General features: G+C 69.9%; 14 protein-coding genes, 1 tRNA gene and 1 pseudogene. 8 read left to right on the top strand and 8 right to left on the bottom strand.

Annotated elements, in window-relative coordinates:
- Positions 1–5: 5 nt before the first annotated feature.
- The 5 genes and pseudogenes from BGK67_RS10525 to BGK67_RS10505 all read left to right on the top strand — a co-directional run.
- A pseudogene (locus BGK67_RS10525) lies at positions 6–431 on the top strand (response regulator); the annotation flags it as partial.
- A gap of 902 nt (positions 432–1,333) precedes the next feature.
- Positions 1,334–1,678, top strand: coding sequence for a chorismate mutase (locus BGK67_RS10520; protein ID WP_069919827.1), 345 nt, complete (start codon positions 1,334–1,336; stop codon positions 1,676–1,678).
- 88 nt (positions 1,679–1,766) lie between these two features.
- A complete protein-coding gene (gene pepN, locus BGK67_RS10515; RefSeq protein WP_069923769.1) occupies positions 1,767–4,283 on the top strand; it encodes an aminopeptidase N in 2,517 nt (838 codons plus the stop codon).
- A gap of 218 nt (positions 4,284–4,501) precedes the next feature.
- A complete protein-coding gene (locus BGK67_RS10510; RefSeq protein ID WP_069919826.1) occupies positions 4,502–5,899 on the top strand; it encodes a pyridoxal phosphate-dependent decarboxylase family protein in 1,398 nt (465 codons plus the stop codon).
- Positions 5,896–7,308, top strand: a complete 1,413-nt coding sequence (locus BGK67_RS10505; RefSeq protein ID WP_069919825.1) for a lysine N(6)-hydroxylase/L-ornithine N(5)-oxygenase family protein — start codon at positions 5,896–5,898, stop codon at positions 7,306–7,308. Before BGK67_RS10510 ends, BGK67_RS10505 begins: the two co-directional genes overlap by 4 nt.
- Before the next feature lie 12 nt (positions 7,309–7,320).
- Here the strand turns inward: BGK67_RS10505 and BGK67_RS10500 are convergent, their stop codons facing one another.
- Positions 7,321–9,144: a bifunctional metallophosphatase/5'-nucleotidase gene (locus BGK67_RS10500; RefSeq protein ID WP_069919824.1), complete on the bottom strand. Its 1,824-nt coding sequence runs from the start codon at positions 9,142–9,144 to the stop codon at positions 7,321–7,323.
- A 66-nt stretch (positions 9,145–9,210) separates the two neighbouring features.
- Here BGK67_RS10500 and BGK67_RS10495 point away from each other — a divergent pair, with 66 nt between their 5' ends.
- Complete coding sequence (locus BGK67_RS10495) at positions 9,211–9,924, top strand: SIMPL domain-containing protein (RefSeq protein ID WP_069919823.1); 714 nt, start codon at positions 9,211–9,213, stop codon at positions 9,922–9,924.
- A 145-nt stretch (positions 9,925–10,069) separates the two neighbouring features.
- Positions 10,070–11,497: a pyruvate kinase gene (gene pyk / locus BGK67_RS10490; protein WP_069919822.1), complete on the top strand. Its 1,428-nt coding sequence runs from the start codon at positions 10,070–10,072 to the stop codon at positions 11,495–11,497.
- 104 nt (positions 11,498–11,601) lie between these two features.
- On the opposite strand, the gene BGK67_RS10485 is transcribed toward pyk, so the two are convergent.
- The 3 genes from BGK67_RS10485 to BGK67_RS10475 form a co-directional block, all read right to left on the bottom strand.
- Positions 11,602–11,853 carry an EF-hand domain-containing protein gene (locus tag BGK67_RS10485; protein ID WP_069919821.1) on the bottom strand — a complete coding sequence of 84 codons (252 nt, stop codon included), beginning with the start codon at positions 11,851–11,853 and terminating at the stop codon, positions 11,602–11,604.
- Positions 11,854–11,920: 67 nt separating this feature from the next.
- Complete coding sequence (locus BGK67_RS10480; RefSeq protein ID WP_069919820.1) at positions 11,921–12,676, bottom strand: helix-turn-helix domain-containing protein; 756 nt, start codon at positions 12,674–12,676, stop codon at positions 11,921–11,923.
- Positions 12,677–12,785: 109 nt separating this feature from the next.
- Positions 12,786–12,860: transfer RNA gene (locus tag BGK67_RS10475), tRNA-Leu, on the bottom strand.
- A gap of 99 nt (positions 12,861–12,959) precedes the next feature.
- Here BGK67_RS10475 and BGK67_RS10470 point away from each other — a divergent pair.
- Complete coding sequence (locus BGK67_RS10470; protein ID WP_069919819.1) at positions 12,960–13,616, top strand: ANTAR domain-containing response regulator; 657 nt, start codon at positions 12,960–12,962, stop codon at positions 13,614–13,616.
- A 117-nt stretch (positions 13,617–13,733) separates the two neighbouring features.
- Here BGK67_RS10470 and BGK67_RS10465 read toward each other — a convergent pair whose 3' ends face one another.
- Genes BGK67_RS10465 through BGK67_RS10450 form a run of 4 tightly spaced genes read right to left on the bottom strand, consistent with a single transcriptional unit; the run spans position 13,734 to position 18,074 of the window.
- Positions 13,734–14,450 (bottom strand): ABC transporter ATP-binding protein, encoded by a 717-nt coding sequence (locus BGK67_RS10465; RefSeq protein WP_069919818.1) that lies wholly within the window; start codon positions 14,448–14,450, stop codon positions 13,734–13,736.
- On the bottom strand, positions 14,447–15,418 hold the full coding sequence (locus BGK67_RS10460; RefSeq protein ID WP_069919817.1) for an ABC transporter ATP-binding protein: 972 nt from the start codon (positions 15,416–15,418) through the stop codon (positions 14,447–14,449). Before BGK67_RS10460 ends, BGK67_RS10465 begins: the two co-directional genes overlap by 4 nt.
- Positions 15,415–17,136, bottom strand: a complete 1,722-nt coding sequence (locus BGK67_RS10455; protein WP_069919816.1) for a branched-chain amino acid ABC transporter permease — start codon at positions 17,134–17,136, stop codon at positions 15,415–15,417. The genes BGK67_RS10460 and BGK67_RS10455 overlap by 4 nt, the downstream gene beginning before the upstream one ends.
- Positions 17,137–17,141: 5 nt before the next feature.
- A complete protein-coding gene (locus tag BGK67_RS10450) occupies positions 17,142–18,074 on the bottom strand; it encodes a branched-chain amino acid ABC transporter permease (RefSeq protein ID WP_069919815.1) in 933 nt (310 codons plus the stop codon).
- Positions 18,075–18,091: the final 17 nt, after the last annotated feature.

The following is an 18,091-nucleotide window of genomic DNA, read 5'->3' as shown; positions in this document are numbered from 1 at the left end:
AGCGCATGGCGATCAGAGTGGTCATCGCGGACGACCAGGAGATGGTCAGGACCGGATTCCGGATGATCCTCGAGAGCCGGCCGGACATCGAGGTCCTCGCCGACGTGGTCGACGGCGAAGCCGCCCTCGCGGCCGTCGCCGAGCACCGGCCCGACGTCCTGCTCCTCGACATCCGCATGCCGAAGCTCGACGGCCTCGAGGTCACCTGCCGCCTCTGCGGCCAAGACGGCCCGCGCATCGTCATCGTCACCACCTTCGACCTCGACGAATACGTCCACGCGACGCTCCACGGCGGAGCATCCGGCTTCCTCCTGAAAGACGCCGGCCCGGCCATGCTGGTTGAAGCGGTACGCGCCACGGCCGTCGGGGACTCCCTCGTCTCGCCCGCCATCACGGTCCGGCTGCTGCGCGAGATGGCCCCGCGGACAACCCCGCCTCGACCTTGCGCCCTGCCCCGCCGGCCGACGCGCCCAGCTCACCTGCGGCTGCGCCGCGCGGCCTGTGTCGGTCAGGTCCGAATGCGCCGTGAGGGGCGGGGCAAGCAAGTCCGCGTGCACGGTGCGCCTTGGCACTGCCGGCCGGGCGGTCGGGCCCGGCTCCGCCGCACGGCCTGGGGAGCGCGGATTCTGCCGCGACGCGCCTCCCGAGGCGGACGGATCCGGCTTCGCCACGCGTCCCACGCCGGGCGGTATGGCCGGCCGTACGCTCAGGGGCGGGCAAATCCAGCCTCGCCGGCGTTTGAGGCGCGGGGTCTGGGGCGGAGCCCCAGGGAGCCCCGGCGCAGCCGGCCCGACGCTGTTCACCACCGTCCCCGCGGGGCCCGGCCCCGACCCGGCCGCCCCGGCGCTGCTTGCCGCCGCCCGCAGGGCAACGGGCTTCGGCGCGGCCACCCGCCCAGGGCCCGGCCCCGGCGCCGGGGCACGGCCTCGGCGCCGCCGGCCCGGCCCTGGGTGCCGCCGCCCACCGCATCGTCCTGGAAGCCCTCACCAACACCGGCAAACACGCCGCCACCGCCACCGCCGTCCGCATCGGCCCGCGCACCGTCCCCCCCCGGCCTGGAAGTCCGCGTCGCCGACGGCGGCGGCCACCCCGCCCCCGTCTCCGAGAACGCCCGCGGCGGCGGCCACGGCCTCGCCCGAATGGCCGAACGCGCCGAGGCCCTCGGCGGCTCCCTCACCGCCGGCCCCACCCCCGAAGGCGGCTGGCCCGTCACCGCGATCCTGCCCCTGTGACCGGACCCCGACAGGCACCCCGACCTGCACACGGCCGGTTCCCGTCTCACTGATCGGCTGCCCGGGAAACCACCCGCCACCGCCACGTATTCTCGGGAACCATGAACAACAGCGACGACATCGACAACCGGATCGGCAACGGAATCGACGACAACGTCGCCGCCGAACTCGCCCGCCTGCGCGACAGCATCGACAACATCGACGCCGCCGTGGTCCACATGCTCGCGGAGCGGTTCAAGTGCACCCAGCAGGTCGGCCACCTCAAGGCCAGGCACCAGCTCCCCCCGGCCGACCCGGGCCGCGAAGCCAGCCAGATCGCCCGGCTGCGCCAGCTCGCCGAAAACGCCAAACTCGACCCGGCCTTCGCCGAGAAGCTCCTCAACTTCATCATCGCCGAGGTCATCCGCCACCACGAGACCATCGCGGCGGGCGAAGACCAGGCCTAGGCAGCCACCGGCCCCGCCACGGGCCCCGGCCCCGGCCCCGGCGAAACACGCTGGGGCCCCGCCCGGACCGTGCGGCAGCATGGGCCCCATGTCCGCACTCAAGCGCAACGAAGCGCAGCTCCGAGCCCAGCTCCTCCACGTCCACCACTACGCCGTCTCCCTCGACCTCACCACCGGCGACGACACCTTCGACTCCACCACCGTCATCCGGTTCACCGCCCGCACCACCGGAGACACCTTCCTGGAGCTGAAACCGGACGAGCTGCGCTCCGCCACGCTCGACGGCCACCCCCTCGACCCGGCCGCCCTCGACGACAACCGGCTCCCCCTCACCGGCCTCGCCGAAGGACCCCACGAGCTGCGCCTGGACACCCGCATGCGCTACTCCCGCACCGGCGAGGGCCTGCACCGCTTCACCGACCCCGCGGACGGCGAGGCGTACGTCTACAGCCAGATGTTCATGGACGACGTCCAGCGCGTCTTCCCCGCCTTCGACCAGCCCGACCTCAAGGCCGTCTTCGCGTTCACCGTCACCGCCCCCGCCCACTGGACCGTCCTCGCCAACGGCATCACCACCCGCACCGCGACCCGCGAGACGGACGGCGCCGGCATCTGGGAATCCGCCCCCACCCCCCTCCTCTCCACCTACCTCGCCGCCGTCGCCGCAGGCCCCTGGCACAGCGTGACCACCGAACACGCCGGACTGCCCTTCGGCATCCACTGCCGCCAGTCCCTCGCCCCCCACCTGGACACCGACGCCGACGAGATCCTCTCCCTCACCAAGGACTGCTTCGACCGGTACCAGGAGAAGTTCACCGAGCCCTACCCCTTCGACTCCTACGACCAGGCCTTCGTACCCGAGTTCAACGCCGGCGCCATGGAGAACCCCGGACTCGTCACCTTCCGCGACGAGTTCATCTACCGCTCCGCCGTCACCGACACCGAACGCCAGACCCGCGCCATGGTCATCGCCCACGAGATGGCCCACATGTGGTTCGGCGACCTCGTCACCCTCGCCTGGTTCGACGACATCTGGCTCAACGAGTCCTTCGCCGAATACATGGGCTACCAGACCCTCACCGAAGCCACCCGCTTCACCGACACCTGGACCGAGTTCGGCGTCTCCCGCAAGGCCTGGGGATACGACGCCGACCAGCGCCCCTCCACCCACCCCGTCGCCCCCGACCCCGACGACGTCCCCGACACCGCCTCCGCCCTCCTCAACTTCGACGGCATCTCCTACGCCAAGGGCGCCTCCGCCCTGCGCCAGCTCGTCACCTGGCTCGGCGAGAAGGACTTCCTCGCCGGCATCAACCCCCACTTCGCCCGCCACAAGTTCGCCAACGCCTCCCTCGCCGACTTCGTCGACTCCCTCGCCGCCCACACCGAACGCGACGTCCACGCCTGGGCCCGGGACTGGCTGCGCACCACCGGCACCGACACCCTCACCCCGCAGATCCAGGAGAGCGCCGAAGGCCCCGCCGGCTGGACCCTCACCATCGACCGCGACGGCAGCCGCCCCCACCGCATCGCCGCCGGCGTCTACCACCGCGACCCCGCCGACGGACGCACCCTGGAACGCACCGAACTCCTCCACCTCGACATCCCCTCCGACGAGGTCCTCTCCGCCGGCGGCCCGCGCCCCGCCCTCCTCGTCCTCAACGACGGCGACCTCACCTACGCCAAGGTCCGCCTCGACGAGACCTCCCTCGACACCGTCCGCAGCGGCCTGTCCGGCATCCCCGACGCCCTCACCCGCACCGTCGTCTGGAACTCCCTGCGCGACATGGTCCGCGACGGCGAACTCGCCCCCGCCGACTACCTGGCCACCGCCGAGGCACACCTGCCCGCCGAACGCGACCTGGCCCTCGTCCAAGGCGTCCTCACCTTCGCCCGCACCCAGATCGCCACCCGCTACACCGCCCCCGAACACCGCACCGAAGCCCTGGCCACCCTCACCGCCATCGCCCGCGACCTGCTGCGCAACACCGAGGACGGCTCCGACCCCGGCCTGCGCCTGACCGCCGTACGCACCCTCGTCGACAGCGCCGCCCAACCCGACACCATCGCCTCCTGGCTCACCGAAGACGCCGTCCCCGGCGGCCCCTCACTCGACCCCGAACTGCGCTGGCGCATCCTGTCCCGCCTCGCCGTCCTCGGCGCCATCGGCGAACGCGACATCGACGCCGCGCTGTCCACCGACCCCAGCGCCACCGGCCAGGAAGGCGCCGCCCGCTGCCGCGCCGCACTGCCCACCGCCCAGGCCAAGGCCGCCGCCTGGAACCGCCTCTTCCACGACGACACCCTCTCCAACTACCTCTTCACCGCCACCGCCCAAGGCTTCTGGCAGCCCGAACAAACCGACCTCGTCAAGGAGTACGTGCCCCGCTTCTACCCCGACGCCGTCGCCCTCGCCGCCCGCCGCGGCCCCGCCATCGGCGAAGCCGCCGGCCGCTGGGCCTTCCCCGCCTACGCCGTGGACCAGAACCACCTCGACACCGGCCACGCCTGCCTCGCCGACCCCGACATCCTCCCCCTCCTGCGCCGCAAGCTCGTCGACCAGCTCGACGACCTCGCCCGCGCCCTGCGAGTCCGCGGAGCCTGACCGACCCCGCCCCCGGGCGGGGCGGGGCAGGAGCGGGGCGGGGCGGGGGCGGGGCGGGGGACCGGCCCGCACAGCGGCACGCACCCCCGCCCCGCCCCCGGGAGGAAACCGGCCGGAAATCGATCCCGGACAAACCCCGGCGGTTACCCCATTCGGGTCGGATCGTTGTACCGGCCGGGTGCCCAGCCCCGCACCCCTCCCAGCCCCGGAGGACCCCGATGACCGCGCCGCCCGGCCCAGGCACCGGCACCCCGCCCCTCGCCGGCGCAGCAGGCGGCCCCGCAGCCCTGCGCCCCCTCCTCGACACCGTCCTCGACGCACTGCGCACCGGAGCCGAGGAACGCGGCGGGCCACTTCCGGCCGGCGGCCCCGACCCCCTCACCGCCCGCGTCCGAGCCGCACTGGGCGACGTACTCCCCCCCAAGGGCACCGGCGACCACGAAGCGCTCCGCACCCTCGTACACACCCTCGCCGCCGGCGCCGCAGACCCCGCCGACCCCCTCTGCGCAGCCCACCTCCACTGCCCGCCGCTGGCCGTCGCCGTCGCCGCCGACCTCGCCGCCAGCGCCCTCAACCCCTCCCTCGACTCCTGGGACCAGGCCCCCGCCGCCTCCGCCATCGAAGCCCTCGTCACCCGCACGCTCGCCGCCGAGTTCTACGACACCCCCCACGCCGACGCACTCGTCACCACCGGCGGCACCGAAGCCAACCAAATCGCCCTGCTCCTCGCCCGCGAACGCCACGGCCCCCACCTCACCGTCCTGCACGGCGCCAACGCCCACCACTCCATCCCCCGCGCCGCCTGGCTCCTCGGCCTCCCCCCGGCCACCGCCCTCCCCACCCCCACCGGCACCCTCGACCCCGCCGACCTCGCCCGAGCCCTCGCCGCCACCCCCGGCCCCGTCCTCGTCACCGCCACCGCCGGCACCACCGACGCCGGACTCATCGACCCCCTCCACCGCATCGCCGACCTCTGCGACCACCACCGCGCAGACCTCCACATCGACGCCGCCTACGGGGGACTCCTCGCCCTCACCCCCCGCCACCGCCACAAGGTCGCCGGCCTCGCCCGAGCCGCATCCCTCACCATCGACCTGCACAAACTCGGCTGGCAGCCCGTCCCCGCCGGACTCCTCGCCGTCCCCGACACCGCCCTGCTGGCCCCCCTCGCCCACCAAGCCGACTACCTCAACGCCCCCGACGACACCGATGCCGGCCTACCCGACCTCCTCGGCCGCTCCCTGCGCACCACCCGCCGCCCCGACGCCCTCAAAATCGCCGCCACCCTGCGCTCACTCGGCCGCGACGGCCTCACCCGCCTCATCGACCACACCTGCGCACTCGCCCAACAACTCGCCGACCGCATCGACACCCACCCCCACCTCACCCTCCACGCACACCCCACCCTCACCACCGTGCCCTTCCGGCCCACCCACGCCGATGACACCCAGGTCGCCACCCTGCGCCGCACCCTCCTGCACCAAGGCCAAGCCGTCCTCGGCCGCACCCACGCCGACGGCCGCCTCTGGCTCAAAGCCACCCTGCTCAACCCGCACACCACCGCGGCAGACCTGGACATCCTCATCGCCCACCTGGAAGGCAGCACCCACCCATGACCGCCGCCCACCCCGAAGCCCCCCACGACCTCGTCGGAATCGGCATCGGCCCCTCCAACCTGTCCCTCGCGGCCCTCGCCCACGGCCTGCCCCACCAAGGCGCCGGCGAACTCGCCACCGCCTTCTACGACCAGCGCCGCGACTTCCGCTGGCACCCCGGACTCCTCCTCGACGGAGCCACCCTCCAAGTCCCCTTCCTCGCCGACCTCGTCACCCTCGCCGACCCCGCCAGCCCCTGGAGCTTCCTCAACTACCTCAAACACAAGGAACGGCTCTTCCCCTTCTACTTCGCCGAGCAGTTCCACATCCAACGCGCCGAATACGACGCCTACTGCCGCTGGGCCGCCGACCGCATCCCCGGACTCCACTTCGGCCACCAGGTCGACGCCGTCCGCTGGAACCCCGAACGCGACCTCTTCGAAGTCGACTTCACCCAACTCGACCCCGACGGCGAAGCCGAAGCCCTCGGCCGCACCCACACCCGCCACCTCGCCCTCGGCATCGGCACCGCCCCCCACATCCCCGAACCCCTGCGCCCCCTCGCCGAAGCCCCCACCGTCCCCGTCATCCACTCCGCCGACTACCTCGACCACCGCGCCCGCATCCTCGGCGCCGAACACGTCACCGTCATCGGCTCAGGCCAGTCCGGCGCCGAAGTCTTCCTCGACCTCCTGCGCGCCCGCCCCGCCGGCCGCGAACGCCTCACCTGGCTCGCCCGCACCCCCTCCTTCGCCCCCATGGAGTACTCCAAGCTCGGCCTCGAACACTTCACCCCCGACTACACCCGCTACTTCCACGCCCTCCCCGAACCCGTCCGCGACCAGCTCGTCCCCGCCCAATGGCAACTCCACAAAGGCATCGACACCGACACCATCACCGCCATCCACGACGAGCTCTACCGGCGCACCCTCCACGGCGGCTGGCCCGACACCGTCCTCACCCCCGGCGTCAACGTCCGCACCGCCGGCCGCGTCGCCACCACCAAAGTCGAACTCCACCTCGAACACACCGACCAGGGCACCCGCTCCCGCCTCACCACCGACGCCGTCGTCCTCGCCACCGGCTACCGCGAACGCCCCCTCACCAGCCTCCTCGCAGGCCTCGACCCCTACCTGCGCAAAGACTCCTCCGGCCGCCCCCGCATCGACGACCGCTACCGGATGATCACCGATCCAGCCATCACCGGCAGCATCTTCGTCCAGAACGGCGAACGCCACACCCACGGCGTCGGAGCCCCCGACCTCGGCCTCGCCGCCTGGCGCAGCGCCGCCATCCTCAACACCCTCACCGGCAAAAACCCCTACCCCCAGCCCACACGCACCGCCTTCACCACCTTCGGCCTCGACCAGCGGGAGCACACCCGCCCCCGACCCGCGGGCGAACTGCTCCCCCTGGTCGAACACCCCTAGCGGCCCAACCCGCTAGAACACCGGCACACCCTCCCGCGTCAACCGCCACGACACCGACGCGAACCCCGCCGGATCCACCGTCCCCCTCGCCTTCACCCACTGGATGATCGTGTTACGGATCTCGTCCGAATCCGCCCACAACTGCCTGGCCTGCGGCACATGCGGGAAATTCCCACCACCCGAGGCCCGGTAGTTGTTCACCGCCAACACGAACCGCCCCGCCGGATCCACCGGCCGCCCCTCGAACGACAACCCCACGATCCGCGAACCCACCGGCCGCGCCACATCCACGTCGTACGTGAACCCGTACACCGCGTCATAGTTGTAATCCGGAATACCCTCCGCGTTCGTCAACTTCGCCGGATCCACCACCTCACCCGGCGCCGTCCGCACGTAGTACCGCGCCGAATACTCCAGATAGTCCTTCAGCTGCGCACCCGTCAGCAGCCGCGCCTCCAGCGTGTTCTCGAACGGATACAAGCCCGCCGCATCCCGGATCGTCACCCGCCCCGCCGGAATCGCCGCCGTACGCGAGAAACACGAAGCCTGCGAGACCACCGGCAGCTCCGCCCACTCCGTACCGGCCAGCGCCGCCCGCACCGTCTCCGCCTGCACATGGCTGATCAAATCGATGATCGCCACGTCCTTGACCGGACCCTCCGCCGCCGACATCGCCCGCGTCGACGTACCGATCACCTGGTTCACATACGCCACGACCTTGCGGTGCTCGTCCCCCAGCAGCCCCGTGATCCTCGGATCCTCCGCCACCGTGTTCGAGTTCAGCACCCGCGCCGCCACCTCCGCCACCGACCAGCGACCCTGCGCCCACGTCAGCTCGAAGTCGAACAACGTCAACCGCTGCCCCCACTTCAACGGCTCCGACAACACCACCTCCCTGCCGGTCGCCTCGTTCCGCACCCGGTACTCCGCGATCTCCGTGTGCGCGTGCCCCACCAGGATCGCGTCGATCCCCGGCACCCGCTCCGCCACCAGAGCCGCCGCGTTCTCCACGTACGGCAGCTGATCCCCGTACGACGACGTCCCGCTCGAACCCGAATGCGCGGACACGATCACCACGTCGGCACCCATCGAACGCAACTTCGGCACATACTTCGCCGCCTGCTCCTCCAACCCCGGGAACGTCATCTTCCCCTGCACGTTCGCCTTGTCCCACAGCGCGATCCCCGGGTTCGTCAGCCCCAGCACCGCCACCTTCACATCCCGCCCGTGCGGAGTCCGCAGACAGTGCATGCTGTACGGCGCGAACGCCGGCCGCAGCGTCCTCGCATCCAGCGCGTTCGCCCCCAGCAGCGGAAAATCACACTGCTCCTCGAACTTCCGCAGCACCGGAATGCCGTAATTGAACTCGTGGTTCCCGAGCGCCGCCGCGTCATACCCGATCGCGTTCATCGCCTGCGCCATCGGGTGAACCGGACCCCGCCGCGCCGTGATCGGATCCACCTTCGCGTAGTAGTACGAAAGCTGCGTCCCCTGGATCGTGTCACCCGCGTCGATCAGCAGCGTGTTCCGCCGCCCCTTCTCCGCCCGCACCTGGTTCACCAGCGTCGATATCTTCGCCAGACCCACATCGTTGTGCGCCTTGTCGTCGAACTCCCGGTCCGTGAAGTAGTCCCAGTTGAAGACGTTCCCGTGCAGATCGGTCGTCCCCATCACCGTGAACGCGTACGTACGCGGCCCCGGCCCCTTCACCGGCCCCATCGCCGACGGCGCCGGCCGGTCCGCGGCCACCGCCGGGGCACCGGAAGCCCCCGCCAACGCCACGGCCGCACCCGTCGCAGCCGTCGTCCCAAGAAAAGCCCTACGGTCGAACGCCATGCCATCTCCCCTTCAGAGGCGTGAACAACGCGCGTAGATTCTCACCCACAGTGCGACAGTGAAGCCATGACCCAGGACGCATCACACGACACGGCCCCCCAGCCCTACGGCACCCCCGAGGTACCCCGCGTCGCCGTCCGCGGCGAAGCCCGCCTCGAAGTCGACCCCGAAATCGCCCGCATCGGCATCACCGTCAGCGCCCGCGGCACCGACCGCCGCACCGCCCTCGACGACCTCACCCGCCGCAACACCGAAGTCCTCGACCTCATCAAGAGCTACGGCGACCCCGTCGAAAAACTCGAAACCGGCGCCTTCTCCATCACCCCCGAACTCACCCGCCACGGCCGCGCCGAACGCATCCGCGCCTACCACGGGCGCGTCCACATCACCGCCGAACTCAGCGACTTCACCGCACTCGGCGAACTCACCACCCGCCTCGCCGACCTCGACCTCACCCAAGTCGACGGCCCCTGGTGGGCCCTGCGCCCCACCTCACCCGCCCACGGCGAAGCCCGCCGCCAAGCCGTACTCGAAGCCGTCCAGCGCGCCCGCGAATACGCCGAAGCCCTCGGCGCCCGCCTCGCCGCCCTCGTCGAACTCGCCGACCTCGGCGCCGAGAACGCCGCCCCCTTCCCCCCGGCTCCGAGCGGCGGCATGCGCACCATGGCCTTCAGCGCCGCCGACGACGCCGGAGCCCCGCCCCTCGACCTCGAACCCCAGCGCCAGACCGTCTACGCCCAAGTCAACGCCCGCTTCACCATGACCCCGCCCCAGCTCTGAAACACCCGGAAAACGCGCCGCGGGGGTGCTCATCAGAGCACCCCCATGCACATTCAACAAATGTCAACAAGCCTTCGCCCAAAGGTTGTTGAGCGGACACCCGGAACCAATTTCCTACTGCCTGGTAGGGCAATACGCTCGCCCCATGCGCCGAGCAAAAATCGTATGCACCCTGGGCCCCGCCACCGACTCATACGACCAGATCAAAGCCCTGGTCGAAGCCGGAATGGACATCGCCCGCCTCAACCTCAGCCACGGCACCTACACCGAACACGAAGAGCGCTACCAACGCGTACGCAAAGCCTCCGACGAAACCGGCCGCAGCGTCGGCATCCTCGCAGACCTTCAAGGCCCGAAGATCCGACTCGGCCGATTCCACGAAGGCCCCGTACTCCTTGAACGCGGCGACGAGTTCACCATCACCGTCGAAGACCACGAAGGCGACCGCCACACCTGCGGCACCACCTACAAGGGCCTCGCCACCGACGTCACCACCGGCGAACGCATCCTCGTCGACGACGGCCGCGTCACCCTCGAAGTCACCGCCATCGACGGCCCCCGCGTCCACACCACCGTCATCGAAGGCGGCATGGTCTCCGACCACAAGGGACTCAACCTCCCCGGCGTCGCCGTCTCCGTCCCCGCACTCTCCGAAAAAGACATCGACGACCTCCGCTGGGCCCTGCGCACCGGCGCCGACGTCATCGCCCTCTCCTTCGTCCGCAGCGGCCGCGACATCGAAGACGTCCACCGCATCATGGACGAGGAAGGCCGACGCCTCCCCGTCATCGCCAAGATCGAAAAACCCCACGCCGTCGACAACATCGACGACATCGTCGCCGCCTTCGACGGCATCATGGTCGCCCGCGGCGACCTCGGCGTCGAAATGCCCCTCGAACAAGTCCCCATCGTCCAAAAGCGCGCCGTCAAACTCGCCAAGCGCAACGCCAAACCGGTCATCGTCGCCACCCAGATGCTCGACTCGATGATCGACAACTCCCGGCCCACCCGCGCCGAAGCATCCGACGTCGCCAACGCCGTCATCGACGGCACCGACGCCGTCATGCTCTCCGGCGAGACCAGCGTCGGCAAATACCCCGTCGAAACCGTCCGCACCATGTCCCGCATCGTCGAAGCCGCCGAAGAGGACATCCTCGCCAAGGGCCTCCCGCCCCTCACCGAACGCAACAAGCCCCGCACCCAAGGCGGAGCCGTCGCCCGCGCAGCCGCCGAAATGGGCGACTTCCTCGACGCCAAGTTCCTCGTCGCCTTCACCCAGAGCGGAGACACCGTCCGCCGGCTCTCCCGCTACCGCTCACCCATCCCCCTCCTCGCCTTCACCCCCGACCCCGCCACCCGCTCCCAGCTCAACCTCACCTGGGGCGTCGAAACCTTCCTCGGCCCCCACGTCGACTCCACCGACGCCATGGTCGCCCAGGTCGAGGAAGAACTCCTCCGCATCGGCCGCTGCGTCCCCGGCGACACCGTCGTCATCACCGCCGGCTCACCCCCCGGCGTCACCGGATCCACCAACCTCGTCCGCATCCACCACATCGGCGACCCCGTCCGCTGACGCCCGCCGCGGCAGCCGCGGCTCCGGCACCACACGCACCACACGCACCGCGTCGGGCAACCCGCCACGAGCCCGCCCGACGCGGTCACCGCACCCCGTCCCGGCTACCAGCCGAAACGCCGGTCCACGACCGCCGCGAACTCCTCGAAGGACAGCTCCTCGTCCCCGTTCGCGTCCGCCGCATCGAACAGAGCCGACGACGCATCCGCGTCCCCCAGCCCCCAGAACGGCAGATCCCCCCGGGCGGCCAGCGTCGGCCCCTTCGACCGCAGCGCGTCGATCACCTCGAACCGCGTCAGCCGGCCGTCCGCGTTCAGATCCAGCGCGTCGAACAGCTTGCGAGCCTTCTCGCTCATGGCAGGTCCCCAATTCGTGTGCTTGACCGGTTGTACGGTCACAGCATGACGGGGAGGGGAGCCCGCCCTAGTACTTGGGCCCGATGTGGGCGTCCATCAGCGCGACGGACTCCTTGCGCGCGACGGACACGTTGAACGGGTCGCTGCCGCGTGCGGTGATGGTCCACTGAACTCCGACCTTGCTGAGCGTGTCGGTACACAGCTTCCGGATGTCGTCGGACTTGTTGGTGAAGAAGTACCGCGGGTACTCGTAGCGCTTCTTGACCCCGCCGACCATCCGGGTGGTCCAATTGGTGATCCGGCACCCGTCGGAGTGGATCAGCCCCCGGATGAACTCCCAGGGGTGCGCGTCGACGATCTCCTGCTGCCAGTCATCGAGGGCGATCCGCCGCTCGTGCTTCTTGCCGGGGCCGTGCTGCGGGAACAGGCAGGGCCAGTGCCGGCCGTAGCTGGTGACGGCCACGCAGCCCTGGCGCTGCAGGACGTAGACCTTGTCGGACGGACGGACCGCGAGGATCGCCGCGCGGCACTGCTCGATGAGGCCGGGCCACGCGTCCGCGCATGCGATGCGTAGGTGGTACCCGCCTCGCGGGTGCGGGCTGATGCAGCCGTCGCCGAGATAGAGGCCCAGGAGATAGGAGTAGGCGGCCGGGTCTGGCGGGGCCGTGCATTGGGTCTGGTTCATGCGGGGGAGCGGTTCGATGCGAACCTGCCAGGCGCGGATGGCTGCCCGGGATATGCCCGTTTCCTTGCTGACGGAATTCAGGCTCCGCCCGTGATCGAGAAGAGAGAGTGCATGCCGCCGAGTCGCCAGATCGTACATACGGGCGACAGTGCGGAAAACCCCTAGGCGGTGTGTCCGGTTTCCGGAGGATTACCTCGAACGAGGGGAGTGCCGCGAGAGAACCGTGACCTTGCAATTCAAGGAAAGGTGCCCCAGGTGGGATTCGAACCCACACTGTCCGCTGTTTGAGAGCGGCCTCTCTGACCAGTTGGAGTACTGGGGCCTAAGAAACGAAGGATTGCGGGAACCCTGCGTGACACCACCTTACAGGAGCTCGGTAGGCTCAGGGGAGCAGTATCGCCCCGTATCAAGGAGCCCTCAAGTGACCGCCTCGCACGAGTCGACGCCCACGCCCGACGCCGACCAGTCGCACGTTCCGCCGCTGACGACCCGCGTCGTCATCGCCGAGGACGAGGCGCTCATCCGGCTGGATCTGAAAGAGATGCTGGAGGAGGAGGGGTACTCCGTCGTCGGTGAGGCCGGGGACGGGCAGGCGGCCGTGGAGCTCGCCCGTGAGCACCGGCCCGACCTCGTGATCCTGGACGTGAAGATGCCCGTCCTGGACGGGATCTCCGCGGCCGAGAAGATCGCGGAGGAGTCCATCGCCCCGGTGCTGATGCTCACCGCGTTCTCGCAGCGCGACCTCGTCGAGCGGGCCCGTGACGCGGGGGCCATGGCGTACCTGGTGAAGCCGTTCAGCAAGAGCGATGTCGTGCCGGCGATCGAGATGGCGGTCTCCCGCTTCGCCGAGCTGAAGGCGCTGGAGAAGGAGGTCGCCGACCTCTCGCTGCGTCTGGAGACGCGCAAGCTCGTGGACCGGGCCAAGAGCATCCTGCAGACCCAGTACGGGCTCACCGAGCCGGCGGCGTTCCGGTGGATCCAGAAGACGTCGATGGACCGCCGCATGTCGATGCAGCAGGTCGCCGAGGCGGTCATCGAGGACGCCGAGGAGAAGAAGCAGAACGCCGCGAACGGCTGACGGGCAGGTCCGCCCCGTACGCGCGAGGGGGCGGGGCCCGTTCGGGCCGCTGTCGGATCCGGGACGTGCGTGAGGCCCGCCTCCCCCCGAGGGGAGGCGGGCCTCACACGTGTGTGATCAGTCCTCGCCGAGGTAGGCCTTGCGGACGTCCTCGTTGTGGAGGAGGTCCTGGCCGGTGCCGGAGAGCACGATCTTGCCGATCTCCATCACGTGCGCCTGGTCGGCGAGCGAGAGGGCGGCCTGGGCGTTCTGCTCGACGAGCAGGATGGTGGTGCCGGTGGCCTTGAGTTCGGCGATGGTTGCCATGATCTTCTGCATCATGAGGGGGGAGAGGCCCATGGAGGGCTCGTCCAGCATGAGCAGTTTGGGCTGGCACATGAGGGCGCGGCCCATGGCGAGCATCTGCTGTTCGCCGCCGGAGAGGGTGCCGGCGGCCTGCTTGCGGCGCTCTCCCAGGATGGGGAAGAGGTCGTAGGCGCGCTGGATGTCCTTCTCGATGCCTTCCTTGTCGGTGCGCAGGAAGGCGCCGAGCTGGAGGTTTTCGGCGATCGTCAGCCGGGGGAAGATGTGGCGTCCCTCGGGGGAGTGGGCCAGCTTCATGGAGACGATGCGGTGGGCGGGGACGCCGGCGAGGGGTTGGCCGTCGAAGGTGATGCTGCCCGCGGTGGGCTTGAGGAGCCCGGAGAGGGTGCGCAGGGTGGTGGTCTTGCCGGCGCCGTTGGTGCCGACGAGGCAGACGATTTCGCCTTCGTTGACTTCGAAGGAGATTCCCTTGACGGCTTCGATCTTGCCGTAGGCGACTTTGAGGTCTTCGACCTTGAGCAGTGCGGTCACTTGGCCTCTCCTTCCGTGCGGGTGGTGCTGTCCGCGTCGGCGTCGGCCTGGGTGGCTTCGGTTTCGGCGGTTTCGCTCTCGCCCTCGTCCTCGGTCGCGGTTTCGGCGGCTTCGGCTTCTGCGTGGGCTTCGGCGGCTTCGACTTCGGCGACTTCTTCTTCGCCGGGTGCGCCTTCGAAGGGGGTGCCGAGGTAGGCGGCGATGACGCGTTCGTCGCCCTGGACTTCGGCGGCGGTGCCTTCGATGAGCTTTTCGCCTTGGACGAGGCAGGCGACGCGGTCGCAGAGGTTGAAGATGAAGCGCATGTCGTGCTCGATGACGAGGACGGCGATGCCCTTGTCGCGGATGGCGAAGATGAGTTCTTCGGCCGCTCGCGTCTCCTGCGGGTTCATGCCGGCGGTGGGTTCGTCCAGGAGGATGAGGCCGGGGTCGCTGGCGAGGGCGCGGGCGATTTCGAGCTTGCGCTGTTCGCCGTAGGGGAGGTTCTTGGCGAGGTGCTGGGCTTTGTGCTGGAGGCCGATGAACTCGAGGAGTTCCATGGCGCGTGCTTCGCTGGCGGCTTCGGCCTTTTTGAAGCCGGGGCCGCGCAGGAGGGCGGACCAGAGGCCTTCCTTGGTGCGGGTGTGGCGTCCGACGAGGACGTTTTCCAGCACGGTCATGTTGTGGAAGAGCCGGATGTTCTGGAAGGTGCGGGCGACGCCTGCTGCGGTGACCTTGTGGGGTGTGGGCGGCAGGACGGTGCCCTTGTAGGTGACCGTGCCTTCGGTGGGGACGTAGAGCCCGGTGAGGCAGTTGAAGAAGGTGGTCTTGCCGGCGCCGTTGGGGCCGATGAGGCCGACGATCTCGCCTGCGTTGACCTTGAGGTCGACGCCCTTGACGGCGGTGAGGCCGCCGAAGCGCATGGTGACGCCGCTGGCTTCGAGCACGGTGGTCGTGGTGGTGGTGTCTGTGGTGGTCATGTCGTTCACGCCCCCGCCTTGGCGGTGGCCAGGTCCGTGGGGGCCTGGTCAGCGGTGTCGTCGTGGTACTCGAGCTGCGCCCGCTTGTTGGCGATGAGGCCTTCGGGGCGGAAGCGCATGAGCAGGATGAGGGCGATGCCGAAGGCGAGGAGCTGGTAGTCCTGGAGGAAGGCCAGCTTCGCCGGGATCAGGAAGAGGAGTGCGGCGCCGAGGATGGGGCCGCGGATGGTGCCCATGCCGCCGAGGATGACGGCGGCGAGGAGGAACGCGGAGTTCGGCGGGACGGGCCCGGCGAAGACGTAGTTCTCGGGGACGACCGTGGTGTTGACGTGTGCCTGTACGGTGCCGGCGAGGCCGGCGAGGGTGGCGCCGAGGGCGAAGGCGATGAGCTTGACCTTGAAGCCGTTGATGCCCATGGCTTCGGCGGCGGTCTCGTCTTCGCGAATGGCGACCCAGGCGCGGCCGATGCGGCTGTTGCCGGCTCGGGCGAAGACCAGGACGACCAGGGCCATGACGAGCAGCATCAGGAAGTAGTAGTTGGCGTAGGCGCCGAGGGTGATGCCGAAGACGTTGTGGGATTCCCCGAAGTTCCACCCGAAGAGGTCGAGGTGGGGGATGTTGGGGATGCCGTTGGGTCCGTTGGTGATGTCGGGGCCGGAGGTGCCGTCGAGGTTGCCCATGGCGATGCGGAAGATTTCTCCGAAGCCGAGGGTGACGATGGCGAGGTAGTCGCCGCGCAGGCGGAGGGTGGGTGCGCCGATGACCACGCCGAAGATGAGTGAGGCGAGGGCGCCGACGAGGACCGCTGCCCAGAAGGGGAGGTGGACGCCGAAGGCGGAGGCGGTGCTTCCGGAGACCAGGGCGGCGGCGTAGGCGCCGACGCCGAGGAAGGCGACGTAGCCGAGGTCGAGGAGGCCGGCGAGGCCGACGACGACGTTGAGGCCGAGGGCGACGGTCGCGAAGATCAGGATGTTGACCGCGATGAGCGTGTAGGTGTCGCCGCTCTGCTGGATGAAGGGGAAGGCGATCGCGGCGGCCGCGGTGCCGAGGAGGGTGACCTGGCGGTGCTTCGCGGTGAGGGTGCCGAGGCGGTCGAAGAGGCCGGCCTTGAGCAGGGCGAAGGCGGCGAAGCCGACGATGATCAGGTAGGTGACGAAGAGCTGCGGTTCTTTGTCATCGGTGTCGATGCCGAAGGTGATGACGTAGAGGCCGAGGGCGAAGACTCCGGTGATGAGGAGGATTTCGGCCCAGGAGGGCAGCTGCTTGGCGGGGGCCGCCTTGTGGCTGTCGTCGGGGAGCTTGTACGCGGCGAGGGCCGGGATGAGCGAGCCGGCGAGGGCGACGTAGGCGCCGGGTTCCAGGTGGGCGAAGCCGCCGAGGACGACGGCGATGGCCAGGACCGTGAACCAGGTGCCGGCGAGGGTGCCGAGTGCGAGGATCCAGACGGGCTTGCGGGCGCCGGTGGGGGTGAGCCAGCGCAGGCCCTTGGTGCCGAGCGCGGAGAGCGCGAAGGCGGCGGTGAGGAGTCCGGCGACGAGGCTGAGGAACTGGATGGGTGCCGGGCTGCCGTAGTACGTGAGGTCGCCGGGGAAGTCGGCGGTCCAGGTCCAGGCGAGGAAGGCGCTGACGACGGTGAGGAGGCTGCCGCCGATGACCGCGTAGAGGAGTGCGGCGGGGGCGGGGCCCTGCTTGGCGGGGGCGGTCTGCGGGGTGGTGTTGGTGGTCATGGTTCTCACGCCCGATCCGCGACGCGCTCGCCGAGCAGGCCTTGGGGCCGCACGAGGAGGACGACGATGAGGAGTACGAACGCCCAGACGTTGGACCAGGCTCCACCGCCGAGCTGCTGCATGCCGGGGATCTCTTCGATGTAGGCGATCGAGAGGGCTTCGGCGAGGCCGAGGACGACGCCGCCGACCATGGCGCCGTAGATGTTGCCGATGCCTCCGAGGACGGCGGCGGTGAAGGCCTTCAGTCCGAGGATGAAGCCCATCTCGAAGTTGATCTGGCCCTTGTCGAGGCCGTAGGCGACGGCGGCGACGGCGGCGAACGCGGCACCGATGGCGAAGGCCATGACGATGATGCGGTCGGTGTTGATGCCCATGAGCTTGGCGGTGTCGGGGTCCTGGGCGGTGGCCTGCATGGCGCGGCCGCTGCGGCTCTTGGAGACGAAGACGCCGAGGGCGAGCATGCAGAGCGGGGCGAGGACGAGGACGAAGAGGTCCGCGCGCTGGATGGCCAGGCTGTCGGTGATCTTGAAGGCGGCGCCCTTGAACTCAGGGAAGCTGACTGCCTTCTTGGCGTCCGGGTAGAACTGCCAGACGAGCTGCTGGAGCGCGATCGAGAGGCCGATTGCGGTGATGAGCGGGGCGAGCCGTGGGGCGCTGCGCAGGGGGCGGTAGGCGAAGCGTTCGGCTGCGGTGGCGACGAGGACCGAGGCGAGCGCGCCTCCGACGATCATGATGGGTATCGCGATCAGCAGGGAGGTGCCGGTCGGGAGGACGGCGTAGGCGGTGAGCGCGCCGAAGCCGCCGATCATGAAGATCTCGCCGTGGGCGAAGTTGATGAGCTGGACGATGCCGTAGACCATGGTGTACCCGATGGCTATGAGGCCATAAAGGGCACCGAGGGCAAGGCCGTTGGCCAGCTGTTGCGGCAGTTCGTGCACCGCAGGGCCTCCGATGA

The organism is Streptomyces subrutilus, assembly GCF_001746425.1.
Lineage (GTDB): Bacteria > Actinomycetota > Actinomycetes > Streptomycetales > Streptomycetaceae > Streptomyces > Streptomyces subrutilus_A.
The sequence above is the reverse complement of the archived record's forward strand: the minus strand, read 5'-3'. Positions and strand labels throughout refer to the sequence as shown.